Origin of the sequence: Sulfitobacter sp. D7 (genome assembly GCF_003611275.1) — a bacterium.
Taxonomy (GTDB): domain Bacteria; phylum Pseudomonadota; class Alphaproteobacteria; order Rhodobacterales; family Rhodobacteraceae; genus Sulfitobacter; species Sulfitobacter profundi.
Genome location: NZ_CP020694.1, coordinates 741,605 through 758,524 on the forward strand (window position 1 = coordinate 741,605; position 16,920 = coordinate 758,524).

11 protein-coding genes and 1 pseudogene are annotated in these 16,920 nt (G+C 55.7%); 3 read left to right on the top strand and 9 right to left on the bottom strand.

Going from position 1 to position 16,920, the window contains the following annotated elements; genetic code table 11:
* Nucleotides 1-699: 699 nt before the first annotated feature.
* Nucleotides 700-1,923: a recombinase family protein gene (locus tag B5M07_RS03595; RefSeq protein WP_162931798.1), complete on the top strand. Its 1,224-nt coding sequence runs from the start codon at nucleotides 700-702 to the stop codon at nucleotides 1,921-1,923.
* Between the two features lie 43 nt (nucleotides 1,924-1,966).
* Here the strand turns inward: B5M07_RS03595 and B5M07_RS03600 are convergent, their stop codons facing one another.
* From B5M07_RS03600 to B5M07_RS03620, 5 genes are all read right to left on the bottom strand, one after another.
* Nucleotides 1,967-5,362 carry a DEAD/DEAH box helicase family protein gene (locus B5M07_RS03600; RefSeq protein ID WP_120350249.1) on the bottom strand — a complete coding sequence of 1,132 codons (3,396 nt, stop codon included), beginning with the start codon at nucleotides 5,360-5,362 and terminating at the stop codon, nucleotides 1,967-1,969.
* A 23-nt stretch (nucleotides 5,363-5,385) separates the two neighbouring features.
* Entirely contained in the window at nucleotides 5,386-5,667 is a 282-nt protein-coding gene (locus B5M07_RS19385; RefSeq protein ID WP_162931799.1) for a hypothetical protein, read from the bottom strand.
* A 226-nt stretch (nucleotides 5,668-5,893) separates the two neighbouring features.
* Entirely contained in the window at nucleotides 5,894-7,060 is a 1,167-nt protein-coding gene (locus tag B5M07_RS03610) for a restriction endonuclease subunit S (RefSeq protein ID WP_120350251.1), read from the bottom strand.
* Nucleotides 7,057-8,595 (bottom strand): type I restriction-modification system subunit M, encoded by a 1,539-nt coding sequence (locus tag B5M07_RS03615; protein WP_120350252.1) that lies wholly within the window; start codon nucleotides 8,593-8,595, stop codon nucleotides 7,057-7,059. Before B5M07_RS03615 ends, B5M07_RS03610 begins: the two co-directional genes overlap by 4 nt.
* Nucleotides 8,596-8,746: 151 nt before the next feature.
* The gene (locus B5M07_RS03620) at nucleotides 8,747-9,796 is read right to left on the bottom strand and encodes a GSU2403 family nucleotidyltransferase fold protein (protein ID WP_120350253.1); all 1,050 of its coding nucleotides are present in this window, start codon (nucleotides 9,794-9,796) and stop codon (nucleotides 8,747-8,749) included.
* Nucleotides 9,797-10,077: 281 nt separating this feature from the next.
* Here B5M07_RS03620 and B5M07_RS03625 point away from each other — a divergent pair, with 281 nt between their 5' ends.
* Entirely contained in the window at nucleotides 10,078-10,293 is a 216-nt protein-coding gene (locus B5M07_RS03625) for a hypothetical protein (RefSeq protein ID WP_120350254.1), read from the top strand.
* 103 nt (nucleotides 10,294-10,396) lie between these two features.
* Here B5M07_RS03625 and B5M07_RS03630 read toward each other — a convergent pair whose 3' ends face one another.
* Entirely contained in the window at nucleotides 10,397-11,317 is a 921-nt protein-coding gene (locus B5M07_RS03630) for a DUF5655 domain-containing protein (protein WP_120350255.1), read from the bottom strand.
* A gap of 715 nt (nucleotides 11,318-12,032) precedes the next feature.
* Nucleotides 12,033-12,545, bottom strand: a complete 513-nt coding sequence (locus B5M07_RS03635; protein ID WP_120350256.1) for a 3'-5' exonuclease — start codon at nucleotides 12,543-12,545, stop codon at nucleotides 12,033-12,035.
* A gap of 322 nt (nucleotides 12,546-12,867) precedes the next feature.
* Here B5M07_RS03635 and B5M07_RS19740 point away from each other — a divergent pair.
* Nucleotides 12,868-13,526: pseudogene (locus tag B5M07_RS19740) on the top strand (integrase core domain-containing protein); the annotation flags it as partial.
* Nucleotides 13,527-14,788: 1,262 nt separating this feature from the next.
* On the opposite strand, the gene B5M07_RS03645 reads toward B5M07_RS19740, so the two are convergent.
* On the bottom strand, nucleotides 14,789-16,048 hold the full coding sequence (locus B5M07_RS03645) for a benzoate/H(+) symporter BenE family transporter (RefSeq protein WP_120350258.1): 1,260 nt from the start codon (nucleotides 16,046-16,048) through the stop codon (nucleotides 14,789-14,791).
* A 37-nt stretch (nucleotides 16,049-16,085) separates the two neighbouring features.
* Nucleotides 16,086-16,892 (bottom strand): enoyl-CoA hydratase/isomerase family protein, encoded by an 807-nt coding sequence (locus B5M07_RS03650; RefSeq protein WP_067940522.1) that lies wholly within the window; start codon nucleotides 16,890-16,892, stop codon nucleotides 16,086-16,088.
* Between the last annotated feature and the right edge of the window lie 28 nt (nucleotides 16,893-16,920).

Sequence of the window (16,920 nt, forward strand, 5' to 3'; positions counted from 1 at the left end):
ATGCTTACGAGACTACTGCAGGTCAGTTCTTGAATGCGCAGATCACGTGATCGTGGAAATCCTCTTTCGCTCAGAACAGGCCACTGGTGTTAGGGCCGATCTCTGGTTGAATGAAACCTCAGCGGAAGCACTTGCCCGCCGGGACTTCATCCATTCGCGTGTCGACGCAAAGATGAAGCCGCTTGTCGCGGCGCGCGCCATTCATCGGCCACGCTATTGATCTGAACACCCCCTCGGGTCGGTTTGATCATGGGTTCTTAGCCGTGATCAGACCCAACCCCCTGCGATTGAACAGCATATCCCCTCAGAGACCATCATTGTGATCGTCGTTTGGTTCTCTTGGCGGATGCTTGAACAAGACAGATGGGCAGAACGCATCTCATGCCTAAAAGGGCCTCACAGGTTCGACCAAGAAAACTCTTAGACTGATCTGGCAGTCGTTTCATGAAGTCCGGGGGAAACCCTTAGAGCCGGTGGGATGCATCTTGCAGCGGCATGACCTTTCTGCGCTACACTACCGCTCGAAGATGGAAAACTCTGTGGTGGTTGAGTTGGGTCAGCCCCCAACTGAGATGCGTTCATGGCTATATCCCTAAATTAGTCATGAACAACCTTTTCCCTGCACTTAACACTCTACGATCTTTGAGCAAATTGACGATATTGAGCATGGGGCATGATCCAATGTCAGAGCAGACTAACATGATGAAGAAAAGACGGGTTATCGGCTACGTTCGCGTCTCTACGAGAGAACAGGAGCAGAAGGGCATCAGCCTGGACGCTCAGTCGGCTCTGCTTCGAGATTATGCACATGAGAAGAGCATGGACCTGCTCGGAATATGCGAGGACGCCCAGTCTGCTTACGACCAGCACTCCTCAAAGCGTCCCGGCCTTCGAGAGGTCTTGTCGCGGGCCGCATCCGAAGGATTGCCCATACTGGTTGTGAGCGTTGACCGTTTGTCACGCAGCTTAAAGGATTTGAGCTTACCAGAGTTCTCGGATGTCGAAATCATCTCGGTCAAGGAGGGGAAAGTTGGCCCCCGGAAGTTGAGGAAGTTGGTCAAGGCTGCAGAAGCCGCAAGCGCTAATGCTGCAAAGCTCTCTAAGGAGATGGTCAGAAGCAGTATTAAGAAAGGGCGTAAGCCCGGCAACAAGACGAACCTCAAGGAGGCGCAAAGAAGCGGTGCAATCAACAACATGCTTCGCAGCCAGCGCAAGGTGCAGGAGCTTGCCGACTTCATCGGGAAAAATCCGTCGATGACTGCGCTTTCGTGGTCGGGCAGGGTAGAGGCACTGAACTCTTCCGGAAATTTCAATCTGGTCAGCGAGGTGCACGGTGAAAAGCAGCCATGGACGATCCAATCTTTGCGCAAGCCGTTTAAAGCAGCCTTGGCAGAGATCCAGATGCATGAAGACATGGACCGCGAGGATGCCGCTGCAGCCGTCACCGGCTCCGACGATGAAATGAATGCCTCGTTGCCCGACCATGCTGCTGACAGAGGCGCAGAGGCCTCAAAGGGCGTCTCTGATGCGAGGGTGGCCGCTCCGGTAGGTGGTGCCTCTCAGGCGCACGCGTGTCCCTCGGGCATTCCTGAGGGGTTTACCCCGTCCGAAGCTGAAGGTGCTGCTAAGTCTATCCCAAGCCCGCCGGCGTTGCCTCAATATTCGGGCAACAGTCGCTTGAACCCAGACGATTATCCTCTCCCCCTTAGGCGACGTCCCTTAAACGCGACGGAGATAGCTTTGTTGCGCAAGATTATGTCGTCGCGCGATTTGTCGGAAAGCAATGTCATGGATGAGCTTGGCAAACCTCGACTTGACCCCTCGCTTTGGCAGTCTCGAAGAAATGGCACAACGGTGTCACCTGATATGTTGGGCCGTCTGCTGAAATGGTTCGGTGAGAACCGCAAAGTTTGGAGGTCGTGAGCCGTATGAGGTCACGCTCAAACGCCATGGGCGCAAACCTCGGTCAAGCCGCGACAGCATCATTCAGCGTCCGGACGATCCTAATGATCTCCTGGGTCTGAACCCGGTCAAACACGCCGGCGATGCCCATATCGTCAATGTCCGTGTAGGGGCTCTCGTAGAAGACTTGTGGCTCTACAAAACCACTCTCGGTCAGACTGTCTATGACCAAATCCAAGAACTCTGTTTGGTCGGCGGTGAGGTCATGCCGCGCGACAAATGCGCTGAAGGCATCCTTAGCGGCGCCGCGGTCCAGACCGGTTAATGACCGCAGAAAACGGCCCAAGCCACCGTCCTCTGCAAGGCCGTTAAGAGATGTTTCGTCTGCAACACCATTCTCAACAAGGAAGCGCTCTAGCTCGGACAGATCCTGTTTGGTCAGTGCCTCGCCTCGTTTTACTTTCATCAGGGTGATGTGATCACGCTGCTGCTCTAGGAAGCGACGCACCTTCATCTTGAACTTCGCCTTGTCGACGCCGCTGCCGATGTCGGGCATATCGAGAACCCCACCTGTTCCGATCTCATCGGTGAAGTTGGTTATAATGTCTTTGCGTTTCTTCGGCTCGATCAGCTCTGCGAGCCCACGCAGCCTGCGCCGCACAGCGTCGAGCATTTCCACTGTGATGTCTTCCCAGAAGGTTTCGGTCTGTATCTCAAGGATCAACTCCAGCTCGTGTGCGACCATCGGGACGTTTGCAAGCGCCTCCAGGTTGGACGCAAATTGCTCAATCCGTTTCTGCAGTTTAGCGAAACCCGCCGCCTTTTTGAGCAGCTGCAGCTGGGCATTGAAGATCAAGAGATCAAATTGCTTTGCCGGCAGTGAGCCATCGTCATGCGCGGAGGGCAGGCCCGCCACGTCATCGATGAGCGCCAAGCGCGCATCAAGGTCCAAATTTTCCCATTCCTCCGGGTTTTGAAACCGCTCCACATTGCGCCGCTTGGCACGCACAATGAAGTTCTCTATCGGCATGGCGGTGACTTCTTCAAACAGCCGCCTCTTGGTGTCCACGATAAGGCTTTCGTGGGATGTTTCCGCGCCGGACAGCGCATCGATCAGCTCGACCCGAGTTACGAAGAGCCGCTGGCCAATCGGAAGAGCGCCAGCGCCGTCAGGCTTATTGGGGTTTTCTTTGAAGAACTCTAGGTTTTGACAGAAATCAAAGATGACAAACTCTGACTTGTCCTCGCCCGGCCCAAACAGATCGGGTGCCAATCGCGTGCCGCGCCCCACCATTTGCCAGAACTTCGTCTTCGATCTGACAATCTTAAAGAAAACCAGATTGACCACCTCCGGCACATCGATGCCCGTATCGAGCATGTCAACTGATACAGCTATGTGAGGGGTCTTTTCTGCTTCGGAAAAGTCGTCGATCAAGGATTGCGCGTAAGTGACACTGTAGTCGATCAGCTGTGCGAACTGGCCTTTATAGTGCGGGTAGTTGATGTTGAACCGGTCGACAATGAACCGCGCATGTTTGCTGCTTTTCGCAAAGATGATCGTCTTGCCCAACCGATCACCCCCAGCCACTTTAATCCCGTTCCGCATCAGGTGCTCGAGCACTTTGTCGACGGTGTCGATGTTGAACAGCCACTTGTTCAGCTCGGCGCTCTCTACCCGGTCAGGGACGGTCCCCTCCTCATCCCACTCGATCGCGTCCCATTCTTCCTTCTCATCATCGGTGAGCTGGTCATAATCGATCCCCTCGCGTTGAAACTTCAATGGGACCGAGATCGTCTTGGGCGGCACCAGGTAGCCATCACTGACCGCGTCATCAAGGTCATAGGAGTCTGTGGGCACACCCTTTTCGAGATCAAAAAGTGAATAGGTGTCTTTGTCGATCTCGTCGCGGGGCGTTGCTGTCAGCCCGACCAACAGGCAGTCAAAATACTCAAAGATCGCGCGATATTTGCGATAAACTGAGCGGTGCGCCTCATCGATCACGATCATGTCGAAATGGCCCGGTCCGAACCGCTTTTCGCCGCCGTTCATCTGCTCGATCAGGCCCATCATCGTCGGATAGGTGGACAAACATACGCGGGCGCCGGAATGGTCATTTTTCTTTGGGTCGTGCCGCTCGATCAGGTTGGCGCTTGGTGTGGCGCCCATATGCGCCTTGAACGCGCCATGCGCTTGTTTGACCAGCGCGATGCGGTCCGCGAGGAACAGCACGCGTTTGACACGGTTGGCGCGCATCAGCTGATCGACCAAGGCAATCACCGTGCGCGTCTTGCCGCTGCCCGTTGCCATGACCAAAAGGGCTTTACGTTGGGCATGATTCTCAAATGCCTCGCCCACGCGGCGGATCGCGCGTTGCTGGTAGAAGCGGCCCGCAATCTCCTCGTCGAGCGGCACATCCCGCAGCTTTTTCAGATTGGCCCGCCGCTGGTGAAGCAGTTGCAGTTCATCTTTTTTAAGAAAGCCAGAGATACGACGCGCGGGATACATCGCGTCGTCCCAGATCCAATGCTCATAGCCGTTGGTGGTAAACATGACCGGACGCCGCCCATACCGTGCCTCAAGACAATCCGCATAGAGTTTGGCCTGCTGCTGGCCCGTGCGGCTGTCTTTGCGGCTACGCTTGGCCTCGACCAGTCCGAGCGGCTTGCCGTCATCCCCCCAGAGCACATAGTCGACAAAGCCCTGGCCGGTGCTGTTGGGCATCCCTTGGATCGGAAATTCGCGGTCGCGGTCCTGATCAAGTGGCCAGCCAGCTTCGGTCAGCAACTGGTCGATAAAACTGTCGCGGGTGGCTGCCTCTGAATAGTCGTGATCGTCGGGGATCTTCTGGTTGGCTTTGCGAATAGCGGCGATCTCGGCGCGGGCTGCGTCGCGTTCGGCTTCGACTGCCTTGTGCGCTTCCTCTGTCGTTCGGAGTGCTGCTTCAGCTGCATCTGCGCGCTGTCGCTCGGCCTTGATCTCGCCCTCAATCTTCTGAATCTGAGCCACGGTGCTGGCGCTGATCGTCAGCGATTTCTCCAGCTTTGACAGATCGAAAGAAAGCTTGGGGTCAGGGCGCGCGGTGCGGGCATAGGTGCGCGCAATCCAAAAACACAGGTGGAACAGCTCACGCACGGTCGCCGCGGCGTCCTGCGCGGAGGGCGGGCGGCGGTCGTCATGGGCGGCGCGGTTGCCGTGGTTCTTGATGAACTCGGCCTTTTTGACGATGGCCGGCCCTGCAAGGGCGGTGAATGTAGGTTCGGCAATCAGCGCAGCCAATTCGCGCCCGTAAGGTTGCCGCAGGGCCGGCTCGTTCCGGTAGAGCCATTTCATCGCCGTCTCAAGTGCCAGCCGCGCTCGGAAACATGCTCCACGGGGATCGGAAAGGGCCACCTTTTCGGCCCGCGCTGCATGCTTTAAAAGTTCGGGAAAGTCAGCGGAGAGAAAAAGGAACTGAGACATAGATACAACCTAAAAGAGTTGCCCTACCTTAATGCGGGAAATGCCTGACGGAAGGCCTCTTTTGCCGCAGCCCACTTTTCTTCTCCCTCGGCCGACAACTCCCAGCGACAGTTGACTATGTTCATTACGTCGTAGCCAGCCTCTCTCAGGCCATCACAGAGCAGTTTCTCCATGGCTCCAACCTGATTGCGTATGGGTTTGTGCCTCTCCATCAGCGTGTCGCGGTCTGACCCGTCATGATCGACCTCTGGATAGATCGGACCGTGAGCGAGAAGATCAAACGATAGGCTATCTTCAACGCTCAATCCTCGCTTCTCAAGGTGCTTCCGAAGTGCGTTCTGGTTCTTGATGAATCCTAGGTGTTGGCCCATTCGCGTATATGGGGCGGTGGCGCGTGGGCTAGAGTTATCCCCAGTGCGGCCGACGTAGTGGACCGCGCCGTTAGGGCTTTCGACCCTCCAGACGTAGAGCCAGAAGCCGCGGCGCAACATGGGTCCGGGCAATGAGAATTGGTGTAGCGCAGTCATGCTTCTAAAGTTCTCCTCGAAAGGCGCGGTGCTGGAGCGAGGCGAAGAGATTCTCTGCTTTGGATTGTGCGGCCTCAGCAGAACCAAGTTGAGAATCAATATGACGCTTCCGCTTTAAAAATTCATGTTGGAGCTCTTTGGGAGGGACGGGAACTCTGATCTTTTTTACGTCGCGGCAGTTGAGGTGGGGGAGTGTTTGACCTGTTCGTAGCGATGCAAAAACCTGCTTCATCTCTGGCGCATTAAATGCTGCTGAGAGAAAGTTGCCGTCGAGCAACTTCTCCTCGGGGGTCATGACGATTAGCGCGTGGCAGTTGTGACCCACGTGGGCAGGTGGGACCACGGCAGTTTCACCAATATGCCCGGATTGGACCATTAAAACATCGCCCGCTTTCAGGATGGATCGCTTATTCTTTAGATTAAATTCCTCGCTCACATATGTCTCGCCGTCGAAGGTTAGTTTTGAATTCTTGATATGGCGTGCGAGAATGTAAGGGATGCCTTCCTCGACATAGATATTTCGCGTCGCACCAACATAGCCATTTGTTATTTTTGATACGACTTGTTCTACTTCCATAATAGGGAACTTGTTGCCGCCCCCAAACATCTCATGAAAGATTGCCTGCCCGAGGGTGTTGAGCTTTATAAAGGTGCGGGTGCGGAGGCGGCGGAGCGCGTCCGCCTGATCCAATATCCCCGCAATCCGCTTCTGCTCCTCCAGCGGCGGGAGGGGGATTGTGACCTCGCGCACAATGCCGGAGTTTAGGTTCTTTACCGTTGCCCCAGCCGCTCGTGACGCGAAGCTATTGTAAACATCTGACGATCCGAGAAGGTGATAGAAGTAATTAGGGTCAACCCGCTCATCTCTAGGGCGCATTAGAAGCCACCCATCGTGGATGCAGCCCTCTATGCCCATGATATAAGGCCGCCCAAAACTCATGGAGTTGGAAAGGATAAAGTCACCCGGATAGACTTGCCTTGTCTTTTTGAGACCTTCGGGACGAATTTTTTTCTTGGTGCTATTGATTACTTTGCCGCTCGCAGTGGCATCGCTAATCATGACCCAATTCAAACCATTGTCATCGTCTGTCAGGAAGTCATTGATTGGTCGGGGAGACCCCCCTCGCTCGACGTCAAAAACATCACCGAGTGCAACTGTCGGCCAACTCATCCCAACATCCCCTCCAATCGATCCAGCCCCTCGGAAATCTCGCCCTCCAGAGCGCGCAGCTCTGCGATGATCTCGGCGGGGGATTGGTGATCGACCTCTTCTTGCTCGACCTCTTTGTAGCGGTTCAGCGATAGGTCCCATGATCCGGTGGCGATAATCTCGGACGCGGGCACCATAAAGCTTTGCGCGGTGCGGGGGCGCTCACCCTCAACCTCCAGCGTCTGCCAGCGGGTCAGAATGTCGGGCAGGTTGTTCTTGGAGTGCTCGTCGTCGCTCAGCGGCGCGTCCGGCACGGGGCCTAGCTTGGCGTCGTCCAGCAGCGGCGTGCGCTTGTCATCAAGGCTCATTCCGTCGGCGGTCATGTCATAAAACCACACGTCCTCTGTGCCGCCCACGCCGGTCTTGGTGAACACCACGATGGCGCAGGACACACCGGCGTAGGGGCGGAATACGCCCGACGGCAGCTTAATGATCGCATCGAGCTTGTGGTCCTCGACTAGCATTCGGCGGATGTCTTTGTGGGCCTTAGAAGAGCCGAACAGCACGCCATCGGGCACAACCACAGCCGCTCGCCCGCCAGTGCGCATCAGACGCAGGAAAAGCCCCATGAACAGCAGCTCGGTCTTTTTGGTTTTAACGATCTTCAGTAGGTCCTTGGCTGTGGTGTCATAGTCCAGCGATCCGGCAAAGGGCGGGTTGGCAAGGATGAGAGAGTAGCGCCCTGCGTCCTCGCCGTGCTCCTCGGCAAGGCTGTCACGATAGGAGATGTCGGGATTCTCGATCCCGTGCAGCGTCATGTTCATCGCGCCGATGCGCAGCATGGTCGCATCGAAGTCGAAGCCGTGAAACATTTGGTTGTGGAAATGCTCGCGGCTTTCGGCGTTGCGAAGCATCTGCGGGTGATGCGTTCGCAAGTATTCCGCCGCTGAGACCAGAAACCCGCTCGTGCCCGCAGCAGGGTCACAGATCACGTCTGTGGGCATGGGGGTCATCAGGTTGACCATCAGCTCAATGATGTGCCGCGGTGTGCGGAATTGCCCGTTCTGGCCGGCGCTGGCAATCTTGCCGAGCATATATTCGTAGACGTCGCCCTTGGTGTCGCGGTCCTCCATCGGAATCTCGTCGAGCATCTGAACGACCTTTGCCAGCAGGTTGGGGTTGGAGAAGCCCAATCGCGCGTCTTTCATATGGGTGCCGTAGGACGAGCCTTCTTCACCCAGGGCCCGCAGGAAGGGAAAAACATGCTCGTCCACGATCCGCATCATCTCACGAGCTTCAAAGTGCTTGAAGCGCGACCAGCGCAGGTTCTCGAACGGCTCGCCCTTGTCGTTTGCGCCCTCCGGGAAAATGCTCCGTTGCATTGGGATGCCCAGGTCCTCTGCCTTGCGCTCCTCGACCGTGTGCAGGTCATCAAGCCGCTTAATGAACATCAGGAAGGTCAGCTGTTCGATGACCGACAGCGGGTTCGAGACGCCACCGGACCAGAAAGCGTTCCAGATTTGATCGATTTGCGAGCGGATGGTGCCTGTCAGCATTCTGGACCTCTGTTTTTCTGGGAGCATATGCAAGGGGCGCAAATGCTACAACGTGCGATTGAACTGGTGCTGGTGGTGGTGATGATGGTGATGGTGATGGTGGTGATGGTGAGCTGCGCTCTTTGACATGGTGTTCAGCCATCAACAAACCTTACCAATCCGGCGCTCCTTTCTTCGGAGCGGCATCACGGCCTTTCAGTGCATCAAGAAGAAGTGCGCCTATTGCCGCTGGCAGGTTAGCTATGAACGCATCATCAAGCGGAAACTGCGGCAACTTCTCCAACATGAGATCTATCACCGCAGAGGCCTGTAACCGGTCACGCATCGCCTTTCCGGCTTCGCGGTCGGGTAGTGACGCGACCCAGAGTTTGTGCGCGGCAAAATGCCGTGGATCAGGGCAGATGAGAGGCGCTGGAAAGCCCCTTGCATCAATCACGATGGTGTCGACCTCAGGCGCGTTAACAAGCCACTGTAGCCCGTCCAGCGGCACCGCTGTGATGTCGTTACTCTCGAGCGGCGCCGCACCTGGCATCTGTCGACTGAACGGCCTTGGCAGCGGCCTAATGAACTCCACCATGTAACCGCTGTCATTTGTAAGCCTGTAACCATTGGGGCCATGAGGCCGGAACGTCTTGTCGACTTTTTCCTGAATGAGGCGGGTGATCCCCAGTGCCTCTTTTGTGTCAGCGATCAATCGCATTCGGTTGCGGTCATCAAGCAAAATGTCGATGTCTCCGGTCGCGGTCATTCCCTCTTCAAATAACACACCGGCGAGAGCTTCGTAGGCATAGAGCGCGTTGGTGCCAACCACCCTTGCGCCGTGGTTCCGACCATGAATACGCATTTCACGCAACACCCGCGCCGCCGTCTCTGGCAGACGTGTGTGCCGTAGGCCGCGCAAAATGGCCGCCTGAGTGTTCATTTGGTCACCGAGACGGGTCAGCCTTTGTTCAATCCGCTGCTTGCCCTCACTAAACGCTGCTAAGGCGGCTTCTGTCTCGAGCGTGCGTGGCCCCAATGACTTTCCGATCTTGCCGATGCGACGATAGAGATAGGCTTTGCCGTTCCGGGTCTCCCAGTTCATACCGCCCATGTAGCTGTGCCGCCGCGTATCCTCGGCGTCTATCCAAGCTTCCCAGTTTTGCGACTGATTGATCCTCTCACGCACAGTGCGTTCGTCTAGATCTTTGAAATTGCTCATTTTGTTGTCGATTCCAGAGGTTTTCGGGGGCGCGCCAACAAACGTATTACTTTCAAGGCGTTAGTGGAAGATAATTCTAGGGGTTCGCGTCTCGGATGGTTGGTTGGGAAGTGCAAAACTGTCCCGCCTCGCGCGTTTTTTCACATAAGTATTTGCTTATCTATATGAATTTATGAGATAAATTAAAAGATGACCTGCTTTCGGATGATCCATTGAAAAGCTTGGCGCGACAATCTGACAAACCTAAGGCCACATTGGCGGTTCGAAAGTGATCCCAAACCATGACAAAGATTGACGAAGAGCCAGATGATATCCCGGATACGGATGACAGTCGGGAAGAGAGTGAGCACCCTGAACCTTTGGCCCCAATGACCTTTAACATGCCGCGGGCATGGCATACCCGATTTAAGCTCAGAGCCGTAGAGCGTGGCATGAACATGAAGGAGCTTATGCTAGAGATCGTTGGTGAATGGGAAGAAAAACAGGCAAAGAAATGAGACCCCGAGGAACGCGATTGACAAGCTGCGTTGGTCCGGGGCTACGCTTCATCGGTGCTCTAGAAGATAAGGAGCCAAACTACCTGGATTTCAGCCCCGTCCGCTATGCGCTTTCATAGCTTTGCTCGATAAGCGGCTTGGCCTTCTCCATATCACTGAGCGATCGGACCGTTACTTCAAGGTCGCCCGTGCCAAAATGGCCAATTTTCCGAACATCACGTGTAAACCCCTCGATCAACTCCACAGTGTCCGGGTTCACCTTTAGATAAAGCACGACCTTCTTGTCTTGGTTCTTTACTTCAACACAGGCAAAATTTTTGATCCGCTTGAAGGCAAAATAATTCTTCAAAGTCTTGTGCTGCACATCGTCGCCCAATCCCATCAGATAGTCCTTCACAGCCAGGTAGAGGTCCGTCAGGTCAGCATCAGCCTTGGAGAGGTAATCCGTGACAGTGGTATACTTCGTCTTCGCAGCGGCTGAAACGCTGCCAGTGCTGGTGGCTGCCGCAGTTGCAGGGGACTCTGCCGCATTGATCTGTTCTAGCAGCAGAAGGTCATCGCCGAACTTCACATAGCGGATCAGGTCAATATTGCGATTCATCTGCTTGATGGCGTGCTCATCAAATTTACTGAAATCCCCGGCGATGCAGATCAGGCGAGGGGAGGACCATTCAACAGATTGCGCGGCTTCAGCCCCAAATGTCTTAAGCACCAGCATCTCAAAATCGCCACGATGGGTCACCAGCCAGTCCAGATAGAACAAACCCTGATTGATGACGTTCATGTTGGTTGAGCGCTTGTATTCTATAATGACCGGGAATCCGTTTTCGTCCAGCCCAAGGGTGTCCATGCGCCCGCCATGCTCAGTGCCAGTCGAAAACTCTGACGCCAAGAACCGGACACCGAGGAAGGTCTCAAGATTCTTCTCTATCAATGTTTGAAGTGATTTCTCTAGCGCGAGACCTGTGCCGAGCACTTCGGTCGCAGTGTGGTTTACCAAGCGAAACAATTTCAGGTCACTCATGCTCAAATCCTTGATCGTGTGAAATAGGGTTTTCAAATAATGGGGGACATCAAAGAATCACCGAAGTCGGCTCGTAGCCGAACCTTCGGGCCACCCACATCAAGTCTTAGTCTATAAGAGGGGAGGACCAATCAAGTAGGGAAGGTCACTAGGTCCACAAAACTGTAACACACAAGTGCCACGCGTGTCACACATGCCGCGCTGTAAGTCGTTGATTATATTGAACTTGATGTGTTGGCTGGGATGGTAGGAAACTTAGCTAAGTTATTGATGTATATGTTTAATATAGGGGGTTATAGAATATGGTGTCAACTATATCTACGGCAAAATCGCCGATGTGCATCAGTGCGTGTCTCAACCTCTCTGAAGCTGACAGCTATTTTTAGCTATACTCGTTAAATTTCTGGTCCCACGATATACTACCTAAAATCGCCAGGTTTCATGTGCGGCACGATCGACAGCATGATCGCTGCGCGAGCAACCGGTGTTGGTTCCGAAACTTAATAAAACGCGCATTTGAAAGGTTCGTATGCGGAGAACCGTTGCGCATTGAAGGGTTGTCTGCGCAACACCAGCAGGTGCGCCGAAATTGTCTGCCAAGCAGGCCAGTTCCACTTTGTAATCGCGAAACAATCGATGGGCGGGGATTAGGTTTAGGCAGAGTTGCCCTTGAGAACTCTTGTCACACGTCCCCCAAATTTCTGACGAGGAAGTTTCAGTAATGCCGAGCTTTAGCCCACGCTTTGGCGAGTCTTGCGCTATCCGGGCCGGCGCGATGCGGAGCAATATTCCGCTCCAGACTTTCGTAAAGCATGTCGAGTGCAAGACCTGAGAAAAGGTGGAATGATATGTGATGATAATCCCTTATACTTGGTGCAGAGGTCCGCTCAGCGGCATTCAACAACCGCGCCAGCCAGCGCTGTTCAAAATCCGGTGCATCCGACAACATTGTTTTTCCTGCCAGATTATTGAATAGATTATCAACCACCGCTAACGCTGTGGGCGCGTCGAGCAGGGCTTCAATTGCAATCCCGTGCACGGCAGCACTTTGCGCCGACCAGTCCGACATTTCCCACTCAGGCGCGGGCCGGATCAATGAGCTCCAGGTCTGAGTTTCGCCACCTTCAAGCCAGGATAAGCCGACCTCTATCGGCCAGCTCTCCAGCGACAGGCTCGACGCTTCAAAGTCCAGCATCGCGTAATTCTCGACTTCAGAAACGTGTGTCATTTTTTCGTCCTCTTTCGATTTTTTGATCCTGGGCGGTCTCACGAAAAGACCGCGCAGGGTTTCAAAAAAAAGCCCCCTTTCCCTTGCTGGAGGCTGCACGGGGGGGGATTTCAAGCCTTTCACGCCGCAGTAAATGCATCGCATATCTGCGACAAACCCTCAGCGTATATGAGCGCAGGGTTTACCGCACATTGGGTCAGTATCGCCAGACGCAGCGCAAGGTGTCCTGTGGTCTGCCTGACGAAGCAAGGCTGACCGAGGACATCATAGCACGGTCCGAAGAGTTCGGACGCTATGCTCTGCCTGGCAGGCGGTTGCATAGCAATTTGCCCAGAGGGGATATCGCATGATCGCCGGAATACTGAGGAACACCGGCTGGCATGTAAATCACAAACGCCCCTCTCATCACTGCAAGCACTGATGAGAGGGCAGTGGTCGAAAGGATTTGGCGGCAGGAAGGGCTCTAAGTCCCGAAAATGTAGCCTAATAAGTGTCGGCACTGGATGGACGATGGTTCGTGCGTCTGGCTGCGGCCGGAGCCTCTGAAACAGTTTTGGTCCTATGACTTCGTTCAGGACCGCACCCACGACGGGCGGGTCTTCTGCAAGCTAAATATTCTCGACGAATTTACGAAGGAAACGCGGGTGATCAGCGTCGAACGCTGGCTCAATTCAACAAGTGGGTTTGATGCCTTGACTGATGCTCATCCTACGCGGCCCGCCGGAATACATAAGGTCAGACAATTGCGCACAGTTTATCGCCAAGAAGGTGCATGCTTGGATCGGTGCCGTCGGCGCGAAAACCGCGTCCATAGCCCCAGGTTCACTGTGGGAAAAGGCCTATTGCGAGAGCTTCAAAGCCCATTTCCCTAATGAGCCCCTTAACGGCGAAGTATTCTACACGCTACGACAAGCTCAGATACTGATCGAACGATGGCGCAGTCACTACAATACATTTAAGCCGCATAGTGCTCTGGGATAACGTCAACCAGCGCCGAAAAGCATGATCCCAATAGATCAGAGGCCGACCACGCATTAACATGCAAACTGGACCACCCGATGGTGGCACTCCACTCTTCTTCTCGTTATCTTAACAGGGGTCCGCTGCGCCATTCACCGAGAATAGCACGGGCAGCGAATCTACGCATTCGAACTTCAGGGGATCCGTCTGAAAATGAGATAGTTGCACCAGCCCTTTGCATTTCGCAACGCAAGTAATCTTGCAGGAGGCACAGATCCGCACTGGCCGCGAAATGTTCGGCGGTGGTCTTCATTCATTCGTGACAGCGCCACAGGCCCGCAGATTTCGTTTCGTCGCCGACGCTTGAGGAGCTGTGGATAGGTGCCTTGTCGTGGCATACTTTTGAATGAAGCGTTTAGTTGCTTGGGACGGCCCCGGCGTAACCTCCTACTAATCGCTTGAGCTGCTTTGTGTCTCGGATGGCTCTACCTCACTTGTGTTGCAACTATTCATCTTATCCACCAAACGTTGAACTCGTGCCGGATCACGGGGCCGATCGCGACCACTGGTTCTGATGATCCTATGCACGAGCAGAAGACTGGCTGCAGCTATTACGATCGATGTAACTGATAGTATGATCTCAAACGGTAGCATTCGTTGGCTCCCTGAGCTTGGGTAATGTGCCAACCTTACCACATTCAAAGTTCTATAAGAACATAGCATGTGACGACCAGCCGCTAACGAAAAATACGCAATCAAAAATTTCGTTGGGGTTTAGCCGATCGGCCGCTCGTCATAGTTCGAATTATTAGGGGGGGACCGCATATCGCGTTAGTCCGCTATGCAGACTTTCCTTCCGTTCGGCTCGAGTGCTCGATTTGCGCTGCAAATGCGAAAGTCGTCAGGGACAGAGAGTGGAAAGCGGTCGTTTCTCGCCCTTGCAAAAGACATGAAGTTGCTCTGGGAGAGTTGCAAGCCAGCCTTGGAACTCCGAATGCGCGACGGCAAAGTCCCTTGCAACTCTTGGACTATTGCTGTGAACAAACCTCAGCCGTCCGATCTGAATTGGTTCGACATCGCGTTCGGGTAGCGGAAGACCACGAACTGCGACCAGACGACACAAGCTAACGCACCATGTTATCGGAACGCCAGCGCACTGAACGAAATCAATTATCTATCTCCTTGCCGCCAGTTCGACAGGATCGTGGCGGCGACCAATAAAATTGTTGTGGGGGGCGCTGGCACCCCCCATTTTGATCGCTCGTTCGACATAGCACCGTTCTTCAGGATGCCGGAGTGGCCACAGGCTTGGATCTGACCACCCGTTCGTTCAGCATCGACACCGCGGCACCTGCGACCAGGGCCCAGAAGGGCGCACTGATGCTGAGGAACGACACGTTCGACATCGCTACGATCAGCGCGACAAAGGCACCGATCTGGTGGCCCGCATTGCGGTCGAAGGCGGACTGGAACGCGCTGAGAAGGACGGTAATCATCGCCAGACCCGCCACGGCCCCGATCAGCGGTCCGGGCAGCGCCATGATCAACGGCACCGCGACCCCGGCGAAGACCCCGAAGGCCGCGAACAGCACGCCGTTCAGGACCGTGGCCGCATAGCGCCCATCGGGGTTCTCGCCGGCCTGATCGGACGAACAGATCGCCGTCATGGGCCCTGCGATATTGGCGTTATGGCCGCCGATCAGTCCCGCCAGCATGCCGCCGATGCCCGAGATAACGGTCATCGCGTTGATCGGCGGGCGGTAACCCTCGGCGTAGAGGACCCCGATAGCTTGAGCATTCTCGGCGCCAATGACCAGCACGGCCAACGGCACGGCAATGGCCAGGAAGGCGTCGACGGTGAACACGGGCGTGGTAAACTCCGGTGCGACAAAGCTGATCGCCGCCTCGCCGCCCTGAAAGCCTCCAGTCAGGGTCACGGCCACGAGGCCGACGACCAGTGCCGTCAGCACCGGCGGCACTGCGCGCAGGAACCGCATCGACAGAAAGAAGGCGACGGTCGCGGCCCCGACCACGATGGGCAGCTTTTCGATCGATGTGACCGCTCCGATACCGAAACGGATGAGTGCGCCTGCGATCATCGCCATTACGATGGGCATCGGCAGCCAGCGCATCACCTTGCCAATGAGCCCGGTGATGCCGAGGACGAACACCATCGCGCCCGCCATCAGAAACGCTCCGACCGCCTGTTCGAAGGGAAACGTGCCAAGCGCGCCCGCGACCAGCGCTGCGCCCGGGATCGAATAGGCCCCGGTTACCGGCAGCTTGTAGTAAAGCGCCATGATCAGGCTGATTAGCCCGCCAAGGCCATAGATCGCCAACAGCCAGGCTACTGTCTGTCCCTCGGTCAGCCCGCCATTGTTGGCCGCCCCGATCACGATCAGCGCCGGGCCCGAGCATCCGAAGATCGCCGCGACCAGTCCCGCGCTCGCTGTCTTGATGCCCAGCGCCTCGCGTAGGCCCGATAGGCCAGCGCCGAAGCCCGGACCCTTTTCGATCCAGTTCGATTGTTCTGTCTGTTCCACTTGGGTCTCCTCCCTTAAATGTGGTTGCTTGGCCGTCTCAGCGGCCGGTGAACGCGGGCTTGCGCTTGGCGTGGAAGGCCTCGACGCCCTCGCGGAAATCCTCAGATTGGCGCAGGCGACTGTAGTTCAGCCCCTCCATCTCGATCGCGGTGCTGAGAAGCGCATCGTCGGTGTCGTTCAGCAGCTTCTTCGCGGTGCGCTGCGCCATCGGTGAAAATTCGCGCAGCTCGGTGACCAGGTCGGTCACCGCCTGTTCGAGATCGCCGTCGGGCACGCATTCGGTGGCGATACCCCAATCGAGTGCTTGTTGGCCCGGGATGCGCTTGGATCGCATGACGATGTCCTTAGTGCGGGTGACGCCGACGATTTTCTGCAGCCGGGCAGAACCGCCCGAGCCGGGGATCTGACCCAGCTTCTGTTCGGGCAGCGCGTAACGACAGGTCTCGGACACGATTCGGAAATCGCAGGCCAGCGACAGCTCGAAGCCGACGCCGAACGTGTAGCCACGATTGGCCGCGATCACCGGCTTGGTGCAGCGCGAAGGCGCGGCAATGTTCCAAGCCAGATGCGAGACATGCTCGGGGCTTGCCTCAAGGAATCCTTTGATATTGCCACCCGACGAGAAGTGCTCGCCTTCGCCCGAGATCACGATGATGCGCACGCGATCATCGGCATCGAGAGCCTCGAAGACAAGGCGCAGCTGATCGCGTGCGCCCATCGAGATGACGTTGTAGGGCGGTCGCGCGAGGATGATGTCGGCGCGTTCATTGCTCGCATTGAGCTGCACGTGGAAGCCGTCGAGCTCAGCGAGGCGCGGATCGGTGAAGGTAAGGGTTTCGGTCATGTGAGCGTCTTTCATGTCAGTTTCTTTC

Coding starts and splice junctions, on each gene's coding strand:
- B5M07_RS03600 (WP_120350249.1), bottom strand. CDS start 5,362: ATGTCTCAGTTCCTTTTTCTCTCCGCTGACTTTCCCGAACTTTTAAAG.
- B5M07_RS03635 (WP_120350256.1), bottom strand. CDS start 12,545: ATGACACACGTTTCTGAAGTCGAGAATTACGCGATGCTGGACTTTGAA.
- B5M07_RS03615 (WP_120350252.1), bottom strand. CDS start 8,595: ATGCTGACAGGCACCATCCGCTCGCAAATCGATCAAATCTGGAACGCT.
- B5M07_RS03625 (WP_120350254.1), top strand. CDS start 10,078: ATGACAAAGATTGACGAAGAGCCAGATGATATCCCGGATACGGATGAC.
- B5M07_RS03630 (WP_120350255.1), bottom strand. CDS start 11,317: ATGAGTGACCTGAAATTGTTTCGCTTGGTAAACCACACTGCGACCGAA.
- B5M07_RS03610 (WP_120350251.1), bottom strand. CDS start 7,060: ATGAGTTGGCCGACAGTTGCACTCGGTGATGTTTTTGACGTCGAGCGA.
- B5M07_RS03595 (WP_162931798.1), top strand. CDS start 700: ATGATGAAGAAAAGACGGGTTATCGGCTACGTTCGCGTCTCTACGAGA.
- B5M07_RS03650 (WP_067940522.1), bottom strand. CDS start 16,892: ATGACCGAAACCCTTACCTTCACCGATCCGCGCCTCGCTGAGCTCGAC.
- B5M07_RS03620 (WP_120350253.1), bottom strand. CDS start 9,796: ATGAGCAATTTCAAAGATCTAGACGAACGCACTGTGCGTGAGAGGATC.